The organism is Microbacterium sp. KKR3/1 (assembly GCF_021272365.1).
In the GTDB taxonomy this organism is placed as follows: domain Bacteria; phylum Actinomycetota; class Actinomycetes; order Actinomycetales; family Microbacteriaceae; genus Microbacterium; species Microbacterium aurugineum.
This window is the reverse complement of the sequence record NZ_JAJSDW010000001.1, coordinates 1,022,769-1,041,628: the sequence shown is the minus strand read 5'-3', so window position 1 is coordinate 1,041,628 and position 18,860 is coordinate 1,022,769. Positions and strand designations below refer to the sequence as shown.

The window sequence follows — 18,860 nt, the reverse complement described above, 5'->3', positions numbered from 1 at the left end:
CGTCACCACGCGAGCGCGGCGGCGATGGCGGGGTCGGGCGCGGCGTCGGCGAACTCGGGGAGTGCCCGGAGTTCCGCGATGAACGCATCGACCTCGGCCGCGTAGGCCGGGTCGGGGTGGGTGCTCGCGATCTCGAGCAGGGGTGCGATGTCCATCGCGAGGATCAGGTCGAGGCGGGCGGTGACGGATGCGCGGGCACCCGCGTCGTGCAGGACGCGGATGCCGCCACGCAACGCCGCGAGGTAGTCGCGCAGGACGGACAGCTGCGACTTGCTCTGCGTGATCGACGTGCCGTCGGCGCGGAGGCGCCATCGCACGACGACGTCGGGGATCACGTCGAAGGCGCGCGCCCGGGTGTACATCAGCTGCGCGACCACCTGATCTTCGTACGCGACACCCTCGGGGAATCGGAGGTCCCGCCAGAAGGCGGTGCGGCTCACCTTCGACCACGCGACGATGTTCGAAACCGCCTGCGGGTGCGCGGTGAGGGTCGTGCCGAGTCGCTCCGGTGAGGTCGCGGCCGCCACCCAGGGCTGCACCCGCCCTGCGACGTAGCCGGACCCCTCCGGGCGGGAACGCACGTACGCACCGGCCACGAAGTCGCTTCCGGTGTGGTCGAGCGTGTGGGTCATCCGGGCGAGCGCATCGGGGAGGAGCTCGTCGTCGCCGTCGAGGAATCCGAGGTACCGGGTGTCGACGCGGTCGAGTCCGAGGTTGCGCGCGGCTCCGAGGCCGCGGGAGGCCGGGTGGTGGATCGCCGTGAAGCGTCGGTCCGCGGCCGCAGCCGCATCGAAGATCGCTCCCGTGTCGTCGGTGGACCCGTCGTCGATGAGGATCGCCCGCCACCGGCGCTCGGTCTGCGCACGCAGGGAGTCGAGGGCTGCAGGGGCGAAGGCGGCGATATCGCGTCCGGGGACGACCAGCGTCACGATCGGGTCGGAGGCAGTCACCAGCTGAGTCTATGGCCGGGCATCAGCCTCGGGCCGCGCGCACGGAGTTGATGACGAGTTCCGCGAGTCGTTCCGGTGCGTCATCGGGCAGTGCCTCCCTGCCGAAGGTGAATCGGACCGAGGTCTGCGCCACCTCGGGGGGCACGCCGCACGCGAGGAGGACGTGCGAGGGGTCGTCGCTGCCCGCCGCGCAGGCCGAGCCGCTCGAGGAGATGACTCCCCGGCGTTCAAGCTCGAGCAGCACCGATTCGCCGCTGGTCCCGGCGAAGGTGAAGCTCGCTGTGCCGGGCAGGCGGTGCGCGGGATCGCCGGTGAGTGAAGCTTCAGGGATGCCGGAGAGCACGAGGGAGATGAACCGTGCCGTGGTCGCCGCGACACGGGGTGCCAGGACCTCCCGCTCGCTCTCCGCGAGTTCCAGTGCGGTCGCCAGTGCAACGGCTCCGGCGACGTTCTCCGTGCCCGACCGACGCCCGCGTTCCTGACCGCCACCGTGCAGCACCGGTTCCAGGGGTATGCGACCTCGCACGGCCAGAGCGCCGATGCCCTTGGGGGCACCGAACTTGTGACCGGCGATGGAGACGGCGTCGGCGCCGAGCCCGTCAAGCGGAAGCCATCCCGCCGATTGCACCGCATCCAGATGGAGGGGCACCCGAGAAGTCCGGGCCACCGACGCCAGCGCCGTCGCGTCCTGGACCGTGCCCACCTCGTTGTTCGCGTGGCCGACGGAGATCAGTGCCGTGTCGTCTCTGATCGCCGACGCGAGCGCATCCGCTGCGATCCGACCGGCGTCGTCGACGGGAAGCATCGTCACCTCGACCCCGTGGAAGCGTCGCAGATACGCGGCGGATTCCAGGATCGACTCGTGCTCGATCGGGGAGATGACGAGATGCCGCCTCCCGGTCTCGAGGGTCGCGAGCGTGATGCCCTTCACTGCGAGGTTGTTCGCTTCCGTCCCGCCCGCGGTGAAGACCACATCGCCGGTTCGCATTCCCAGCACCTGCGCGACCCGGGCATGGGCATCGTCGAGTGCCCTCGCCGCCGCTTCGCCTGCCGTGTGATGGCTCGAGGGATTGCCGAACACTCCGGTGAGGTACGGACGCATCGCGTCGAGCACCTCCGGACGCACCGGAGAGGTCGCTGCATGGTCGAGGTAGAGCACGATGTTCAGTCGATCCGCAGATCCAGGCCGAGGTCGAGGGCGCGGGCCGAGTGGGTCAGAGCCCCGACTGAGATGACGTCCACCCCGGTGCGAGCGATGTCGCCGACGGTGTCGAGGTTCACCCCACCGGAGGCTTCGACCGTCGCTCGCCCGTCGATCAGAGCGACGCCCGCACGCAGATCGTCGAGGGAGAAGTTGTCGAGCAGTACCGTGTGGGCACCGCCGTCGAGGACCGCCGGGATCTGGTCGAGACGGTCGACTTCGACGACGACGTGCGTGGTGTGCGGAAGCCGCGACAGTGCCTGACGCAGAGCGGTCGCGAGGTCGAGACCCGATCGGGTGAGCACGGCCAGGTGGTTGTCCTTCGCCATCACCGCGTCCGACAGGGAGTAGCGGTGGTTGCGTCCGCCGCCCGATTCGACTGCATGTCGCTCGAAGGCGCGCAGCCCCGGCGTGGTCTTGCGTGTGTCGGCGATGCGCGCAGCCGTGCCCTCGATCGCGCTGACGTACGCCGCGGTGAGGCTCGCGATGCCGCTCATCCGCTGCGCGAAGTTCAGCGCCACCCGTTCGGCCGTCAGGATGCTGCGTGCCGAGCCCGACACCGAAGCGAGGACATCGCCCGCGGCGAACTCGTCACCGTCGCCGACGTGCACGTCGACGATGAGCTCGTCATCGGTGAGGGCGAAGGCGGCCGTGAAGACCGCGCCACCGCTGAACACGCCGGGTTCGCGGGCGACGAGATCAGCCGTGGCCGTCGCCTCCGCCGGGAGCAGGGTGGTGCTGGTGAGGTCTCCCCAGGGGGCGTCTTCTTCGAGGGCTGCTCCGACGACGCGGGTGAGGGTGGCGCGGGTGAGCATCAGACGGTCTCCAGGATCGATGAGCGGTCGCGGGACGACGGGAGCGCTTCAGGGGTGGGGGCGTCGACGCGATGGTGTGCCCCCACCGAGTCGGTGCGGGCGAGGGCGGCGGCGGCAGTGGCCTCGGCGAGCAGCAGCAGGTTCGCGTCTTCGTGCTCCGTGGCCGTGGCCGGAGCGGGGACGGCGGCGGTCCATGCACGCACGGTGGCCCAGGCTCGGGCGAGTTGCGCGCCGGAGCGCAGCAACCCGACGTCCTCCCACATCAGCTGCTGCAAGGCGGTGCGGGTGAAGGCGGGCGGCGCAGGCGAAAGGGGCGCGGGCTCGTGGACCGCCGCGGGAGACGGTTCCGGGGAGATTGGGCGCCAGGGAGTCCCGAGCGCGGCCGCGGCTCGGGCCCCGAACACGGCCCCTTCCAACAGGGAGTTGGAGGCGAGTCGATTCGCGCCGTGGACGCCAGTGCGTGCGACCTCGCCGACCGCATAGAGCCCGGGGATCGTGGTGCGGCCATCGAGGTCGGTGACGATGCCGCCCATCAGGTAGTGGGCGGCCGGAGTGACGGGGATGGGCTCGCGTGACCAGTCGTATCCGCGTTCCCTCGTCACGCGATCGATGGTCGGGAACCGCGCCGCCAGCTTCTCGGCGTCCAGCATGGTGGCGTCGAGACGCACGGGTGTCGCCTGGATCGCTGCGTGCCTCGCGATGGCGCGCGACACGACATCCCGCGGAGCGAGTTCACCGTCCGGGTGACTGTCGAAGGTGAAACGACGGCCGCGGTCATCGACCAGTGTCGCTCCCTCCCCGCGCACAGCCTCCGAGATGAGGAATGCCGGTCCCGACGCCAGGATCGTCGGATGGAACTGGACGAACTCCAGATCGGCGACGGCGGCTCCCGCGCGCAGGGCCGCGGCGATGCCGTCGCCCGTCGCGCCGCGGGGGTTCGTCGTGTGCGCGTAGAGATGCCCGGCGCCGCCGGTCGCGAGGATCACGGCATCGGCGAGGAGCTCGACGGTTTCCCCGCCGATGAGGAGGACGACGCCGCGCGCGGCGTGATCCGCGACGATCACCTCGGTCAGGAGCGCGTGCTCCGCGATGCTCATGGACGCCCGGCGGGCAGCGGCGACGAGCGCTGCGGAGATCGCGGCTCCGGTGGCGTCTCCGCCCGCGTGCACGATGCGGGCGTGGCCGTGCGCGGCCTCCCGCCCAAGCTGCAGATCGCCGTCTGCCGTCCTGTCGAAGGCGACACCTCGGCTGATCAGCTCCGCGATCCGCTCTGCCGCGTCGGCGACGAGCGCCCGCACCGCAGCCGGGTCGGCGAGTCCTGCACCCGCGTCCATCGTGTCGTCCGCGTGCTGCTCTGCCGAGTCTCCGGGCCCGTAGATCCCGGCCACACCGCCCTGCGCGAGCGCGGTGCATCCGTCTCCGAGCGCACCCTTGGTGACCACCGTCACCGAGTGACCGGCCTCCTCGGCGTGGAGCGCAGCGGTGAGGCCCGCAATGCCCGATCCGACGACGACGACGTTCATCGCACGCCTGCGGCCACCGGTGGCTTGGCGGCGAGCATCCGCTCCAGCGCCACTCGCGCGGGATCGGCGACGTCGCCGGAGACCGTGATCCGGTTCGGGGTGCGGCCCGCCACGAGTTCCTCCAGTACCCAGGCCAGGTAGCCGGGGTGGATGCGGTACATCGTCGAACAGGGGCACACGACGGGGTCGAGACAGAAGATCTCATGCTGCGGATACTGCGCCGCGAGTCGTCGGACGAGGTTGATCTCGGTGCCGATCGCGAAGACGGAAGGCTCGGTCGCCGAGTCGATCGCCCGCCTGATGTACTCGGTCGAGCCGGCCTCGTCGGCGGCGTCGACGACCTCCATCGGGCATTCGGGGTGCACGATCACGCGCACGCCGGGGTGTTCGGCACGGGCCTGCTCGATCTGGCCGACGGTGAAGCGCCGGTGCACCGAGCAGAAGCCGTGCCACAGGATCACCCGGGAGTCGAGGAGCTGCTCGGCGGACGAACCACCGAGCGCTCGCCGCGGGTTCCACATCGGCATCTGCTCGAGCGGCACGCCCATCGCCTTGGCGGTGTTGCGCCCCAGATGCTGGTCGGGGAAGAACAGCACGCGACGGCCGCGCTCGAAGGCCCACTCGAGCACGGTCTGGGCGTTCGACGACGTGCAGACGATCCCGCCGTGACGCCCGACGAAGCCCTTGATCGCGGCGGAGGAGTTCATGTAGGTCACCGGGATCACCGGTACCCGGCCTTCGGCGTCTGTGGCCTCGAGGTCGCCGAAGACCTCCTCGAGCTGTTCCCAACACTCCTCGACCTGGTCGATGTCGGCCATGTCGGCCATCGAGCAGCCGGCGGCGAGGTTCGGGAGGATCACGGCCTGGTCGGGCTGGGAGAGCAGGTCGGCGGTCTCGGCCATGAAGTGCACCCCGCAGAACACGATCGCCTCGGCGTCAACTCGGCCTTTGGCGGCGGTGGCGAGCTGGAAGGAGTCGCCGACGTAGTCCGCGTGCTGGACGACCTCTTCGCGCTGATAGAAGTGACCGAGGATGACGACCCGGTCGCCGAGCGTGTCCTTGGCCGCGCGGATCCGTCCGTCGAGCTCTTCCTCGGATGCCTCCCGGTACTCGGCGGGTAGCTCGCCCTGCCGCGGGGCTCCGGTCGGGATGACGTCGCCCATCGAGGAACCGGGACCGTATCCCGGGCGCGCGTCGAAGTCCCAGGGGCCGGCGGCGAGGTCCGTGGTGCAGGTGGCGTCGGTCGACGCGCCGGTGACGATCGCCTGGATCGCATGGTCCACCGAGGGGTCCAGCGGTGGAACGGCGGGAGCGGGTACGAAGGTGATGCTCATCGGGTGCTCGTTTCTTCGGGACCGAGCGGGCCGCGGTCGGCCAGCTCGACATCGGTGTTGTCGCGGTACAGACGTGCAGGACGATGGCTTCCGGTGCGGAAGCGGTCGGTGGGGAGGAGGTTTCCGGCGGCCTCGACTTGGCGGCGGAAGTTCGCCGGGTCGAGGGTCCGGCCGAGGATCGACTCGTAGGCCTCCCGGAGCTCGGCGAGCGTGAACTCCTCGGGGAGGAAGCCTTGGGCGACCCGGCTGTATCCGACCTTGTTGCGGAGTCGCCAGAGCGCGTATTCGACGATCTCGGAGTGATCGAAAGCCAGTCGGGGCAGCTGATCCACATCGAACCAGCGCACGTTCTCGGGGGCGCGGCCGGAAGCCTGGTGCGCCGCGATCTGGGCGGTCACGTCGTCCTGGCGGAGCAGCGCCCAGTACACGATCGAGACGACACGGGTGGGGGAGCGGTCGACCGCACCGAAGGCGTAGAGCTGCTCCAGGTAGCTGGGCGCGAGGCCGGTGGTCTCCGCGAGTGTGCGCGCTGCCGCATCGACGGGGGACTCGGCCACGGTCAGCCAGCCGCCGGGAAGCGCCCACTGCTGTGCGAAGGGCTCGCGGGTGCGCAGCACGAGCGGCAGCGCGAGCCGCGCCCGCCCGTCATCCGTGCGCCGCAGCGTCAGGATCACCGTCGAGACGGCGACCCGGATGTCACTGCTTTGAGTCATAGACACCTTAACCTCCGAGAACGATCTTAGTGTCATGCGGACTCTTAGTGCGCACGTGTGACGCGATCCGTCGCCGAGTCCGAAACGTTATCCGGCGAGCGCAAGGAGCCTTGTTTATCGGCATACGGGTTTGTTAGGTTACTGTCCTAACAAACCCCTTCGTGGTGGCCAGCCGGTCGCCGCCCGGGGCCCGCGAACCCCAGACCCGGGGTTCTGCTCCATCCGGAGCGATCCCTCCTGCAGTGCAGCACCGAGAGGAAACAAGAGAAATGATCCGAAACGGAAAGCGCAAGCTCGCGCTCACCGCCATCGCCGGAGCATCCGTCCTCGCCCTGGGCCTCACCGCCTGTGGCACCGGCGGCAGCGGCGATGACAACGCCGACAGCGACCGCGCCCTTCGTGTCTGGGCCGGCAGCCAGACACCGATCCCCACAAACTACAACCCGTTCGCACCGACCGTGCTCCATGGTGCGCTCGGGCCGATCTACGAGCCGCTGTTCTTCTTCAACAAGACGGCTGACTCCGAGCCCGTCGGACTCATCGGCGACACGTTCGAGTACAACGAGGACGGCACGGCGATCACGATCACCATCAAGCCCGACCTCAAGTGGAGCGACGGCGAGCCGCTCACCGCGGAGGACGTCGCGTTCTCCTTCAAGTACGAGGCCAACAACCCCGAGGGCAACGGCCTGGTCTCCGCCGAGGCCACGGACGACACCACCGTCGTGCTGACCTACTCCTCGGCGCAGTACACGACCGAGTTCCAGCGTCTGGGCTCGACCTACATCCTCCCGGAGCACATCTGGGCGGACATCACCGACTTCGCGAACTTCACGAACGAGGAGCCCGTCGGCTCCGGGGCCTACGTCGTCGACAAGACCACGAGCGAGTCGTACACCCTCGTCGCGAACGAGAACTTCCGCGATGCCGACAAGCTCGGCGTCAAGAAGGTCCAGTACATCGCCGTCGACAACAACCAGACCGCTCAGGACCTGCTGGCGGCCGGCAAGCTCGACTGGACGGGCATGTTCATCCCGAACCCGGACGACGTGACCGGCAACGGGAAGATCGACTGGATCAACACCCCGCAGGACCCGACCGTCCTGTACACCTGCTCGAACGCCGACCTCGGCTGCACCGGTCCGCAGACCGACGTCGCCGTGCGCCAGGCGCTCAACGTCGCGATCGACCGCGCCACCATCAAGGACAAGGCGTTCGTCGGTCTGACCGGTGACATCTCGCCGACGTTCGCCCTGCTGCCGCGCGACGAGAAGTGGGTCGCGGACCCCGCCAACGAGGTGAGCCCGCAGGAGGCGAACGTCGCCGAGGCGGGGGAGATCCTCGAGGCGGCGGGCTACACCAAGGGTTCGAGCGGCATCTACGAGAAGGACGGCGTGCCCCTCGAGCTGACCCTCACCTCGGTCGACGGGTGGACGGACTACAACGACGCCGCGAAGCTGATCGCCGAGCAGGCCGAGGCCGCCGGGATCAAGATCACCGCGTCGACGGTGCAGTGGCAGGAGTTCTCCGACGCCCGGCAGAGTGGCGAGTTCCAGCTGATCGTCGGTGGTGTCATCGGCACCTCCGTGGCGGACCCGTTCCAGATCTACCGCGACTGGTTCGGCGGCACCACCGTCGGCTCCACGGGACCGGTCGGCGAGGAGATCCCGGCGACACGCTGGAACTTCAGCCGCTACAACAACCCCGTCGTCGACGAGGCGATCCAGTCGGCCATCAGCACGAACGACGAGGCGGAGAAGAAGGAGCTCTACGGCACGATCCAGACCGAGATCGTGCGTGACCTGCCCTACATCCCGCTCGTCATCAACGCGACGCAGACCTTCTACAACACGAAGGACTTCACGGGCTGGCCGACCGAGGAAGACCTCTACGCCTTCCCGCCGTCCTGGGGTGCGATCGCGGCAGGCTACGTCCTGACGCAGCTGCAGCCGGTCAAGTAACCGAGAGGAGTCGGGGAAGAAGGAAGTCAGGAAACAGTGACATGAAGTTCTATGCACGAAGAATCGGGTTCTACGCGTTCACGCTCTGGGCCGCGATCTCCATCAACTTCCTTCTTCCCCGGCTCATGCCGGGGAACCCGGCCGACATCATGATCGCCAAGATGCAGCGGGCCGGCGGCGAGGTCTCCGAGACGGCCATCCGCAACATCAAGCTCCTGCTCGGCGGCGACGACTCCTCCCTGTGGGAGCAGTACCTGGCGTACTGGGGACGCATGTTCCAGGGCGACCTCGGTGTCTCGGTCACGAAGTTCCCCACTCCGGTGACGGAGCTCATCGCCGGCGCTCTTCCGTGGACGCTCGTCCTGGTCGGCACCGCGACCGTCATCTCCTTCGTCCTCGGCGTCGTGCTCGGCGCCTGGGCCGGATGGAAGCGCGGCACCTGGGTCGACCACCTGATCCCCGCCACCACCGTCCTCCAGTCGATCCCGTACTTCTGGATGGCCCTGATCCTGGTCGCCGTGTTCGCGGTCGGCCTCGGCTGGTTCCCGATCTTCGGCGGCTACGACGTGTTCGACTATCCGGACGGCCCCGAACCGACGTGGGCGTTCTTCACGGATGCCGTGGCGCATGCGATCCTCCCGGCGATCACGATCGTGATCAGTTCGGTCGGTGGCTGGATGTTCGGCATGCGCAACATGATGGTGTCTACCCTCGCCGAGGACTACGTGCTCACGGCGGAGGCCAAGGGGCTTCGTCCGCGACGCATCATGACGACGTACGCGGCTCGCAACGCGGCGATCCCCTCGATCGCGGGGTTCTCGATCACACTCGGCTTCGTGGTCGCCGGTTCCATCGTCATGGAGCAGGTGTTCACCTACCCCGGCATCGGCAAGCTGATGTTCCAGGCCGTGACCAACAACGACTACGCGCTGATGCAGGGACTGTTCCTCGTCATCACCCTGACGGTGCTCGCCGCCAACTTCATCATGGACCTCGTCTATGGCTTCATCGACCCGAGGGCTCGCCAGAATGTCTGACACGAAGAACCCGCTCCTGACGCAGGAGCCGCCGATCACGGCACCGGCCAGCACGATCTCCTTGGCCACACAGCAAGGACGCAAGCGGCGCCGTATCCTGCCCAGCACCTCACCCAAGTTCATCGTCGGCGCGAGCATCGTGGTCGCGATCGTGCTCTTCGCGATCATCGCGCCCTTCTTCACGCAGGATCCGCGCAACACCGCGAACCCCGCGCTCCAGCCGCCCTCCGCGGAGCACTGGCTCGGGACGACCAAGCTCGGCAACGACATGTTCGCCCAGCTCGCGATCGGTGCTCAGGGTTCCCTGCTCATCGGCGTCACCGCCGGCGGCATCGCGATCATCCTCTCCCTCTTGTTCGGTGTCCTGGCGGGCTACCTGGGCGGATGGCGGGAGGACGGGCTCGCGCTCCTCACCAACGTGATGATCGTGATCCCCGGGTTGCCGCTCGTGATGGTGATCGCCTCGTTCGTGCCGCAGCGCAGCTGGCAGCTCGTCGCGTTCGTGCTCGGTATCACGTCGTGGGCCGGCGCCGCCTACGTGCTGCGGCTGCAGACGAGGTCGCTGCGCACGAGGGACTACGTCTACGCCTCGAAGGTCGCGGGGGAGCGCTCGTTCCGCGTGATCCTCGTGGAGATCATGCCGAACCTGCTCCCGCTGCTCGCCGCACAGTTCCTCTTCGCCATCATCTTCGCGATCCTCGGTGAGGCGGGTCTGTCCTATCTCGGCCTGGGGCCGAACTCGTCGATCACGTGGGGATCGATCTTGAACGACGCCCAGTCGGGGCAGGCGCTCGGTCGCGGAGCCTGGTGGTGGTTCGTGCCGCCCGGACTCATGATCGCGTTGCTCGGCGCCGGGCTGTCGCTCATCAACTTCGCGATCGACGAGGTCATCAACCCGAAGCTGCGCAACGCGCCGGAGGCCGCGCGTCGAGTGCGCAAGGCCGCCAAGACCAAGGGGGTCACCGCATGAGCGAGCCGGTGCTGACGGCACGGAACGTGTCGATCGAGTATGAAGTCGACCCGCCGGTGAAGGCGGTGCGGGATGTCTCGCTCACCCTGAATCGTGGGGAGATCCTTGGTCTGGCTGGGGAGTCGGGGTGTGGGAAGACGACGCTGGCGTACGGGATGAACCGCCTCCTGAAGGCACCCGCGCTGATGACGGCCGGCGAGATCGTGTTCCATGACCGTGACGGTCACGACATCGACATCGTCGGTCTCGACGGCGAAGGGCTCCGGGCCTTCCGCTGGGACAAGATCTCGATGGTGTTCCAGGGCGCGATGAACTCGTTGAACCCGGTGATCAGCGTCAAGGCGCAGATCTTCGACATCTTCGACACGCACCGCCCTGGCATGGGCAAGAAGGCCAAGCAGGAGCGCGCCGAGGAGCTGCTGACGCTGGTCGGCGTCGATCCGAGTCGGCTCACGAGCTTCCCGCACGAGCTCTCGGGCGGTATGCGGCAGCGCATGATGATCGCGATGGCCCTGGCACTCGATCCGCAGGTCATGATCATGGATGAGCCGACCACCGCGCTCGACGTGGTCGTGCAGCGCGGCATCATCCGGGAGATCATGCGTCTTCGCGAGAAGCTGGGGTTCGCGGTGATCTTCATCACGCATGACCTCCCGATGCTGATCGAGATCAGTGACCGCATCGCGATCATGCTGCAGGGGCAGATCGTCGAGGAGGGGACGGCGGAAGAGATCTACCGCACCCCGCAGCACGAATACACGCGGCGGTTGCTGTCGAGCTTCCCGTCGCTCAAGGGCGAGCGGGGCGACTTCGTCCGCACCGGTGTGAGCCAGGAGGGCGTCCGATGAACGCGAACACCACCACAGAGGCCGCGACCGGCGCCGGGGGGACGGCGACGTTGGAGGCGCGGAACCTGGTGAAGGACTTCCATCTGCGTTCGGGGTTCCGATCGAGCGTCCTGCATGCGGTGAAGGATGTGTCCTTCACGATCGAAGCGGGCAAGACGGTCGCTCTGGTGGGGGAGTCCGGGTCGGGGAAGTCGACGATCGCGCGGATGCTCATGAAGCTGGAGACTCCCACCAGCGGGGAGATCCTCCTCGACGGGAAGCCGTCGGGGACCGGAGGTCGGGCGCTGGAGGCCTATCGCTCGGATGTGCAGATGGTCTTCCAGGACCCGTTCGCCTCGCTGAACCCGTTCCACACGATCGTGCACCACCTGGAGCGGCCGCTGCGCCTGCACCACCCGGAGCTGTCGCGCACGCAGGTGCGGGAGCGCGCGGTGGAGCTCCTCGAGCGTGTGCGGTTGACGCCGGGGGAGAGTTTCGCCGAGCGTCGTCCGCATGAGCTGTCCGGTGGACAGCGGCAGCGCGTCGCCATCGCGCGGGCTCTCGCGCCCGGGGCGCGGTTCATCGTGGCGGACGAGCCGGTCTCGATGCTGGACGTGTCGATCCGTCTCGGGGTGCTGAACCTGCTGGCAGAACTGCAGCGCGAGGAGAACCTGGGAGTGCTCTACATCACGCACGACCTGGCGACGGCGAGGCACTTCTCCGACGAGATCATGGTGCTCTACAAGGGCGATGTCGTCGAACGGGGCCCGGCGGACGAGGTCATCCTGAACCCGCAGCACGAGTACACCAAGACCCTCCTGGGCGCGGCGCCCGAGCCGGACAACCTCGGACGTCTCCGTGACGAGGTCCGCCGCGAACTCGGCATCGCGCACTGACGGTCGGCGCTCCGCCTTCGAATCGCGCGATTCGAACGCCGTTCCGGAGGATCCGGCACCGAGGATCCGACCGGCTAGACTGGACCCACAACTGAAGACAGGCCGTATGACCCACGCGGGAGAGCCCCGGCGAACGCAGCCGGGCACCGAAGGAGCAAGCCTCCCCGCCAATCTCTCAGGTATGCGTACCGCGCGGGTCCGGCCACTCTGAAAAGCGATCCCGCGACCGTGCGGATCCGCCGACGGTGAAAGCCCCGCCTCTGTGCACGGGTGAAACTCTCAGGCCTATGACAGAGGGGGAGTTCCGAGGGACGGCCCGCCGCCGTTCCGCCCGACACAGCCCGGGAGAACTCCATGTCCGAACCTCGCTACACCCCGTTGCGTGAACGCCACGAAGCGCTCGGCGCCTCGTTCACCGACTTCGGCGGCTGGCAGATGCCGGTCCGCTACACGTCCGACCTCGCCGAGCATCATGCGGTGCGCCAGAGCGCGGGGATGTTCGACATCTCGCACATGGCCGAATTCACCGTGCGTGGCGACGGAGCCGGGGCGTTCCTCGACCATGCGCTCGCCGGTCGTCTGTCGGCGCTGGCGGTCGGCAAGGCCAAGTACTCGCTGCTCCTCGCCGAGTCCGGCGGGATCATCGACGACGTGATCGTCTACCGCCTGGCCGATGACGACTACCTCATCATCTCGAACGCGGGCAACCGAGACGCCGTGTCCGCTGCGTTGAGCGCTCGCACCGAGGGCTTCGGGGTCGTCGTGCAGGACGTGTCCGACGACTACGCCCTCATCGCCGTGCAGGGCCCGCAAGCGGAGGCCGTCCTCGCGGCGACCACCGACCTCACCGATGTCAGCACACCCTGGGACGAGCAGAAGTACTACTCCTGGGCGTCGGCCGGATACGCCGGCAAGCCCGTTCTCCTCGCGCGCACCGGCTATACCGGCGAGGACGGCTTCGAGCTGCTCGTCGCAGCCGACGACGCGGTCGCCCTCTGGGACGCCCTGCTCGCAGCGGGCGCTCCGCACGGACTCGTTCCCGCCGGACTCGCGGCGCGCGACACGCTGCGCCTCGAAGCGGGCATGCCGCTCTACGGCCACGAGCTGAGCCTCGAGACCCGTCCGGCGCAGGCTGGCCTCGGTCGCGTCGTCGTGACGGCGAAGGAGCGGTTCGTGGGCAAGGAGGCACTCCTCGCCGCTGAGCAGGACGAGACATCCGATGCACCGGTGCTGGTCGGCCTCGTCGCCGAGGGCAAACGTGCCGGGCGAGCCGGATACGCCGTGGTCGACGGCGACGGGACCACGCTCGGCGAGATCACCAGCGGGGCCCTCAGCCCGACACTCGGACATCCGATCGCGATGGCCTATGTGCACCCTTCTTCCGCTGACGCGGGAACCGCAGTATTCCTTGATGTGCGGGGGACCAGAATCCCCGCGACCGTGACCGCCCTGCCTTTCTACCGGAGGACCAAATGACCGACCTCGCCGCACTCCACTACACCGAAGAACACGAGTGGATCGCCGCTGACGGCGACACCGTGACGATCGGCATCACCGATTACGCCGCAGAGAAGCTGGGTGACGTCGTTTTCGTCGAGCTTCCCGCGGTCGGCACCGAGGTCACCGCGGGAGCGGTCGTCGGTGAGATCGAATCCACCAAGTCGGTCGGCGAGCTGTACGCGCCGGTCTCGGGAACGGTCGTCGAGATCAACGATGCGGCCGTCGACGATCCCTCGCTCGTCAATGCGGCGCCGTTCGAGGGCGGCTGGCTGCTCAAGGTGTCCGTCGCTGCCGGCGCGCTGGACGGACTGCTCGACCGCGACGCCTACGTCGCACTGACGGAGGGCTGATCGCGCAGTGGTCACTTTCGCCGATCGTCACATCGGACCGACGGATGCCGCGCAGCACACCATGCTCAGCGCTCTCGGTCTGGACATCTCCGGAGCAGACGACGCTCTGAGTCCGGTCGAGACGCTGATGCGTCAGGCCGTCCCCGCGTCGATCTACACCGGCCCGTCGTCCGACGCCGGGAGCGCGACGTCGCGGATCCCTGCTGCCGCGAGCGAGACCGAGGCGCTTGCCGAGCTGCGGGACCTCGCCTCGCGAAACACGGTGAACCGTCCGATGATCGGCCTGGGCTACTACGGCACCATCACGCCGCAGGTGATCCAGCGCAACGTGCTCGAGAACCCCTCCTGGTACACGGCGTACACGCCCTATCAGCCGGAGATCTCCCAGGGGCGCCTGGAAGCGCTCATCAACTTCCAGACGATGGTCGCCGAACTCACCGGGCTCACGACGGCCAACGCATCGATGCTCGACGAGTCCACGGCCGTCGTCGAGGGGATGCTGCTCGCGCGGCGCGCCTCGAAGTCGACCTCCACGGTGTTCGCCGTCGACGCGGACGCGCTTCCGCAGACCAAGGCGATGCTCGCGACGCGCGCCGAAGCCCTCGGAATCGAGCTCGTCTTCGTCGACTTCGCTGCGGGGGAGGAGCTGCCCGCCGAGCTGTTCGGCGTGTTCGTCCAGTATCCGGGAGCATCGGGTCGGCTCTGGGATCCGACCGCCGTGTTCGATGCTGCGCACCTCGCGGGCGGACTCGCGGTCGCCGCGGCCGACCTGCTCGCCCTCACCCTGATCGCATCGCCGGGCTCGCTCGGTGCCGACGTCGCGGTCGGCACGACCCAGCGCTTCGGCGTGCCGATGGGGTTCGGCGGGCCGCACGCGGGCTACATGGCGGTTCGCGCCGGTCTGGAGCGTCAGCTGCCCGGCCGACTCGTCGGAGTGTCCGTGGATGCCGACGGCAAGCCCGCTTACCGCCTCTCGTTGCAGACGCGCGAGCAGCACATCCGTCGCGAGAAGGCGACGTCGAACATCTGCACGGCCCAGGTGCTGTTGGCCGTCATGGCGTCGATGTATGCGGTCTATCACGGTCCGGACGGGCTCTGCGAGATCGCGACGCAGACGGCCGCGAAGGCCGCATTGCTGCGCGACTGGCTGACTGAGGCGGGCGTCGACATCGTGCATGCCCAGTTCTTCGACACCCTGCAGGTGCGGGTCCCCGGACGTGCAGCCGAGTACGCCGCGCAGGCGCACGACGGCTACGGCATCCTGCTCCATGTCGCAGACGCCGACACGGTCGGGATCGCGGTCGATGAGACCACGACCCTCGGAGAGCTGCACCAGGTCACACGCGTCTTCGGTGGCAAGAACGAGCGGGCTTTCGGGAATTTCGGCGCCGAGAAGCTGCGGGCGCTTCCGGTCGACCTGCTCCGTCAGGACGAGTACCTCACGCACCCCGTGTTCCACTCGCACCGTTCGGAGACCGCCATGATGCGGTACCTCAAGAGCCTGGCCGACCGCGACTACGCGCTCGATCGAGGCATGATCCCGCTGGGCTCGTGCACGATGAAGCTCAATGCGGCGACGGAGATGGCCGCGATCACGTGGCCCGAGTTCGCCGGTATCCACCCGTTCGCGCCGGCCTCCGACGTGCAGGGCTACCTCGAGCTCATCGAGCAGCTCGAGGGCTGGCTCGCCGAGGTCACCGGATACGACGCCGTCTCGCTGCAGCCGAACGCCGGTTCGCAGGGTGAGCTCGCCGGCCTGCTGGCGATCCGCGGTTACCACCACGCGAACGGCGACCAGCACCGCACGGTGTGCCTCATCCCGTCGTCCGCCCACGGCACGAATGCGGCCTCGGCCGTGCTCGCGGGTATGAAGGTCGTGGTCGTCGCGACCGATGAGCTCGGCAACGTCGACCTCGACGACCTGCGCGCGAAGATCGCCCTGCACGCCGACTCCCTCTCGGCCCTGATGATCACCTACCCCTCCACACACGGTGTCTACGAGGAGCAGGTCGTCGAGATCACGGCCGCCGTGCACGACGCGGGTGGGCAGGTGTACGTCGACGGTGCGAACCTCAACGCGCTGCTCGGCTATGCGCGCTTCGGTGATCTGGGCGGCGACGTCTCGCACCTCAACCTGCACAAGACATTCGCCATCCCGCACGGCGGCGGTGGGCCCGGCATCGGACCGGTGGCGGCGAAGTCCCACCTCGCGCCGTTCCTCCCCTCGCACCCTCTTGCCCAGCGCGCCGAGCACTTCGGCGGCTTCACGTTCGACGGCGGGGTGATCTCTGCTGCTCCCTACGGCTCCGCCGGCATCCTGCCGATCTCCTGGGCATACGTGCGCATGATGGGCGCTGACGGGCTGCGACGGGCGACCGCGGCAGCCGTGCTCTCGGCCAACTACATCGCGGAGCGCCTCTCGGCCCACTTCCCCGTCCTGTACACGGGTGAGAACGACCGGGTGGCGCACGAGTGCATCCTCGATCTGCGTCCACTCAAGGAGGCGACCGGCATCACGGTCGACGACGTCGCCAAGCGCCTCATCGACTACGGCTTCCACGCGCCGACCATGTCGTTCCCGGTCGCCGGCACACTCATGGTCGAGCCGACCGAGTCAGAGGACCTGGACGAGATCGAGCGCTTCATCGAGGCGATGATCCTGATCAAGGCGGAAGCGGACGCCGTGGCCGCAGGACGCTGGCCCGCCGACGACAACCCGCTCGTGCGTGCACCCCACACCGCGGTCTCGCTGATCGCGGGGGAGTGGGACCACGCCTACACGCGAGAGGAGGCGGCCTATCCCGTGCCTGCCCTCGTCGCAGGCAAGTACTGGCCGCCCGTGCGCCGGATCGACCAGGCCTACGGTGACCGCAATCTCGTGTGCGCGTGCCCGCCGGTGGAGGCGTTCGCCTGAGTTCTCGTGCTCATGTGAGCAGACGGTGCCGCACCTCCGTGGGGTGCGGCACCGTCTTCGTGTCTGCGCGTGTTTCGGCGAGATTACGGATGGTCACCACTCAGTAACGGTTCGTTAGCTGAGCGCGGCGGGGGCGAAGGTGCGGGTTACGCTCAGGTATCCCTGCTCGCTCGATGGTGAGTGCGCAGAATTCCCACGTCCACAGGAGGACACAAAGTGAAGCGCAACAAGATCGCCCTCGCGGGCGTCGCGCTGTTCGCGGTCGGCGCTCTGTCGCTCGCGGGCTGCGCAAGCGGATCCGGCAACAACGGTGACGGTGGCAACGGCTCGAACGCCGATCCCGACGCCATCATCACCACGAACGGCTCCGAGCCCGAGAACCCGTTGATCCCGACCAACACCAACGAGGTCGGCGGAGGCAAGATCCTCGACGAGATCTTCGCGGGTCTGGTCTACTACGACGCCGAGGGCGAGCCGGTCAACGACATGGCCGAGGAGATCACCACCGAAGACCCTCAGCACCTCACCGTGAAGCTGAAGGAGGGGCAGACGTTCACCAACGGTGAAGAGGTCACCGCCGACAACTTCATCAAGGCGTGGAACGAGGGCGCGAAGGCCTCCAACGCACACCTCTCCAGCTACTTCTTCGAGGACATCGAGGGCTTCAGCTACGACGAGGACTCCGAGCTCACCGGTCTGGAGCAGGTGGACGACTACACGTTCACGATCGCGCTCAACAAGCCGGCCTCGGACTTCGCGCTGCGTCTCGGCTACTCGGCCTACTACCCGCTTCCCGATGTCGCTTTCGAGGACATGGAGGCGTTCGGCCAGAACCCCATCGGCAACGGCCCGTACATGATCGACGGCGAAGACGCATGGCAGCACGACGTGCAGATCGACCTCGTCCGCAACGACGACTACGAGGGTGGGCGCAAGCCGGCCAACGGCGGTCTGACGATCAAGTTCTACGCCACGCAGGAAGCCTCCTACGCTGACCTGCAGGGCAATGAGGTCGATGTGATCGACCAGATCCCGACCAGCTCGCTGCCCGTCTTCCAGGACGAGCTCGAGGACCGGGCCGTCAACCAGCCCTCGGCTGTCTTCCAGTCGTTCACCATCGGCCAGTTCCTCCCGCACTTCAGCGGCGAAGAGGGCAAGCTGCGTCGTCAGGCGCTGTCGATGGCGATCAACCGCGAGGAGATCACCGAGACGATCTTCTCCGGCACCCGCACCCCGGCGGCGGACTTCACGTCCCCGGTCATCGCCGGCTGGTCCGACTCGATCCCCGGCAACGAGGTCCTCAGCTACGACCCCGAGAAGGCCAAGGAACTCTGGGCCGAGGCTGACGCCATCGCTCCGTGGGAGGGCGACTTCAAGATCGCCTACAACTCCGACGGCGGACACGACGCCTGGGTCGACGCAGTGAGCAACAGCATCAAGAACACGCTCGGCATCGAGGCATCGGGCGACCCGTACCCGACCTTCCAGGACCTGCGCACCAAGATCAACGACCGCACCATCACCACGGCGGCACGTTCGGGCTGGCAGGCCGACTACCCGGGTCTGTACAACTTCCTCGGACCGCTCTACGCGACGGGCGCCGGTTCCAACGACGGTGACTACTCGAACCCCGAGTTCGACGACCTCATCTCGGCGGGCATCAGCAACCCCGACCCCGACGCGCAGCTCGAGGACTTCACCAAGGCACAGGAGATCCTGTTCCAGGATCTGCCTGCGATCCCGCTGTGGTACTCGAACGTGACCGGTGGGTTCAGTGAGAACGTCGACAACGTGACGTTCGGCTGGAACTCGGTCCCGCTGTACTACCAGATCACGAAGGCCGGCGAGTAAAGTCTGACGGCACTTCAC

The 18,860-nt window shown here is 67.9% G+C and carries 15 protein-coding genes and 1 riboswitch; of the genes, 9 read left to right on the top strand and 6 right to left on the bottom strand.

The genetic code is table 11. The features are described from left to right. Positions 1–2 precede the first annotated feature (2 nt). The 6 genes from LVJ59_RS05000 to LVJ59_RS04975 are packed head-to-tail and all read right to left on the bottom strand — an operon-like array spanning position 3 to position 6,536. Complete coding sequence (locus LVJ59_RS05000; RefSeq protein ID WP_232762220.1) at positions 3–950, bottom strand: glycosyltransferase family A protein; 948 nt, start codon at positions 948–950, stop codon at positions 3–5. 22 nt (positions 951–972) lie between these two features. Continuing rightward, entirely contained in the window at positions 973–2,109 is a 1,137-nt protein-coding gene (locus LVJ59_RS04995; RefSeq protein ID WP_232762219.1) for a cysteine desulfurase family protein, read from the bottom strand. A gap of 5 nt (positions 2,110–2,114) precedes the next feature. After that, positions 2,115–2,966, bottom strand: a complete 852-nt coding sequence (nadC, locus tag LVJ59_RS04990) for a carboxylating nicotinate-nucleotide diphosphorylase (RefSeq protein WP_232762218.1) — start codon at positions 2,964–2,966, stop codon at positions 2,115–2,117. Next, positions 2,966–4,489, bottom strand: a complete 1,524-nt coding sequence (gene nadB / locus LVJ59_RS04985; protein ID WP_232762217.1) for an L-aspartate oxidase — start codon at positions 4,487–4,489, stop codon at positions 2,966–2,968. Before nadB ends, nadC begins: the two co-directional genes overlap by 1 nt. Continuing rightward, positions 4,486–5,823: a quinolinate synthase NadA gene (nadA, locus tag LVJ59_RS04980; protein WP_232762216.1), complete on the bottom strand. Its 1,338-nt coding sequence runs from the start codon at positions 5,821–5,823 to the stop codon at positions 4,486–4,488. The genes nadB and nadA overlap by 4 nt, the downstream gene beginning before the upstream one ends. Then, positions 5,820–6,536, bottom strand: a complete 717-nt coding sequence (locus tag LVJ59_RS04975) for an NUDIX domain-containing protein (RefSeq protein WP_047523245.1) — start codon at positions 6,534–6,536, stop codon at positions 5,820–5,822. Before LVJ59_RS04975 ends, nadA begins: the two co-directional genes overlap by 4 nt. 269 nt (positions 6,537–6,805) lie before the next feature. Here LVJ59_RS04975 and LVJ59_RS04970 point away from each other — a divergent pair, with 269 nt between their 5' ends. The 9 genes from LVJ59_RS04970 (at position 6,806) to LVJ59_RS04930 (ending at position 18,842) form a co-directional block, all read left to right on the top strand. Then, on the top strand, positions 6,806–8,497 hold the full coding sequence (locus LVJ59_RS04970; RefSeq protein ID WP_232762215.1) for an ABC transporter substrate-binding protein: 1,692 nt from the start codon (positions 6,806–6,808) through the stop codon (positions 8,495–8,497). Between the two features lie 41 nt (positions 8,498–8,538). Then, positions 8,539–9,534 (top strand): ABC transporter permease, encoded by a 996-nt coding sequence (locus LVJ59_RS04965; protein ID WP_047523247.1) that lies wholly within the window; start codon positions 8,539–8,541, stop codon positions 9,532–9,534. Further along, the gene (locus LVJ59_RS04960) at positions 9,527–10,504 is read left to right on the top strand and encodes an ABC transporter permease (protein WP_232762214.1); all 978 of its coding nucleotides are present in this window, start codon (positions 9,527–9,529) and stop codon (positions 10,502–10,504) included. The genes LVJ59_RS04965 and LVJ59_RS04960 overlap by 8 nt, the downstream gene beginning before the upstream one ends. After that, positions 10,501–11,352: an ABC transporter ATP-binding protein gene (locus tag LVJ59_RS04955; protein WP_232762213.1), complete on the top strand. Its 852-nt coding sequence runs from the start codon at positions 10,501–10,503 to the stop codon at positions 11,350–11,352. The genes LVJ59_RS04960 and LVJ59_RS04955 overlap by 4 nt, the downstream gene beginning before the upstream one ends. Then, positions 11,349–12,227, top strand: coding sequence for an ABC transporter ATP-binding protein (locus LVJ59_RS04950; protein ID WP_134353347.1), 879 nt, complete (start codon positions 11,349–11,351; stop codon positions 12,225–12,227). Before LVJ59_RS04955 ends, LVJ59_RS04950 begins: the two co-directional genes overlap by 4 nt. A 106-nt stretch (positions 12,228–12,333) precedes the next feature. Then, positions 12,334–12,428, top strand: a riboswitch (glycine riboswitch). A 153-nt stretch (positions 12,429–12,581) separates the two neighbouring features. Further along, positions 12,582–13,703: a glycine cleavage system aminomethyltransferase GcvT gene (gene gcvT, locus LVJ59_RS04945; RefSeq protein ID WP_232762212.1), complete on the top strand. Its 1,122-nt coding sequence runs from the start codon at positions 12,582–12,584 to the stop codon at positions 13,701–13,703. Further along, positions 13,700–14,077, top strand: coding sequence for a glycine cleavage system protein GcvH (gene gcvH, locus LVJ59_RS04940; RefSeq protein ID WP_046749583.1), 378 nt, complete (start codon positions 13,700–13,702; stop codon positions 14,075–14,077). The genes gcvT and gcvH overlap by 4 nt, the downstream gene beginning before the upstream one ends. 61 nt (positions 14,078–14,138) lie before the next feature. After that, a complete protein-coding gene (gcvP, locus tag LVJ59_RS04935) occupies positions 14,139–16,991 on the top strand; it encodes an aminomethyl-transferring glycine dehydrogenase (protein WP_232763152.1) in 2,853 nt (950 codons plus the stop codon). Positions 16,992–17,207: 216 nt separating this feature from the next. Then, entirely contained in the window at positions 17,208–18,842 is a 1,635-nt protein-coding gene (locus LVJ59_RS04930) for an ABC transporter substrate-binding protein (protein WP_232762211.1), read from the top strand. Positions 18,843–18,860 lie beyond the last annotated feature (18 nt).

Coding starts and splice junctions, on each gene's coding strand:
- gcvP (WP_232763152.1), top strand. CDS start 14,139: ATGCTCAGCGCTCTCGGTCTGGACATCTCCGGAGCAGACGACGCTCTG.
- gcvH (WP_046749583.1), top strand. CDS start 13,700: ATGACCGACCTCGCCGCACTCCACTACACCGAAGAACACGAGTGGATC.
- nadB (WP_232762217.1), bottom strand. CDS start 4,489: ATGAACGTCGTCGTCGTCGGATCGGGCATTGCGGGCCTCACCGCTGCG.
- LVJ59_RS04955 (WP_232762213.1), top strand. CDS start 10,501: ATGAGCGAGCCGGTGCTGACGGCACGGAACGTGTCGATCGAGTATGAA.
- nadC (WP_232762218.1), bottom strand. CDS start 2,966: ATGCTCACCCGCGCCACCCTCACCCGCGTCGTCGGAGCAGCCCTCGAA.
- LVJ59_RS04960 (WP_232762214.1), top strand. CDS start 9,527: ATGTCTGACACGAAGAACCCGCTCCTGACGCAGGAGCCGCCGATCACG.
- nadA (WP_232762216.1), bottom strand. CDS start 5,823: ATGAGCATCACCTTCGTACCCGCTCCCGCCGTTCCACCGCTGGACCCC.
- LVJ59_RS04950 (WP_134353347.1), top strand. CDS start 11,349: ATGAACGCGAACACCACCACAGAGGCCGCGACCGGCGCCGGGGGGACG.
- LVJ59_RS04965 (WP_047523247.1), top strand. CDS start 8,539: ATGAAGTTCTATGCACGAAGAATCGGGTTCTACGCGTTCACGCTCTGG.
- LVJ59_RS04970 (WP_232762215.1), top strand. CDS start 6,806: ATGATCCGAAACGGAAAGCGCAAGCTCGCGCTCACCGCCATCGCCGGA.
- gcvT (WP_232762212.1), top strand. CDS start 12,582: ATGTCCGAACCTCGCTACACCCCGTTGCGTGAACGCCACGAAGCGCTC.
- LVJ59_RS04975 (WP_047523245.1), bottom strand. CDS start 6,536: ATGACTCAAAGCAGTGACATCCGGGTCGCCGTCTCGACGGTGATCCTG.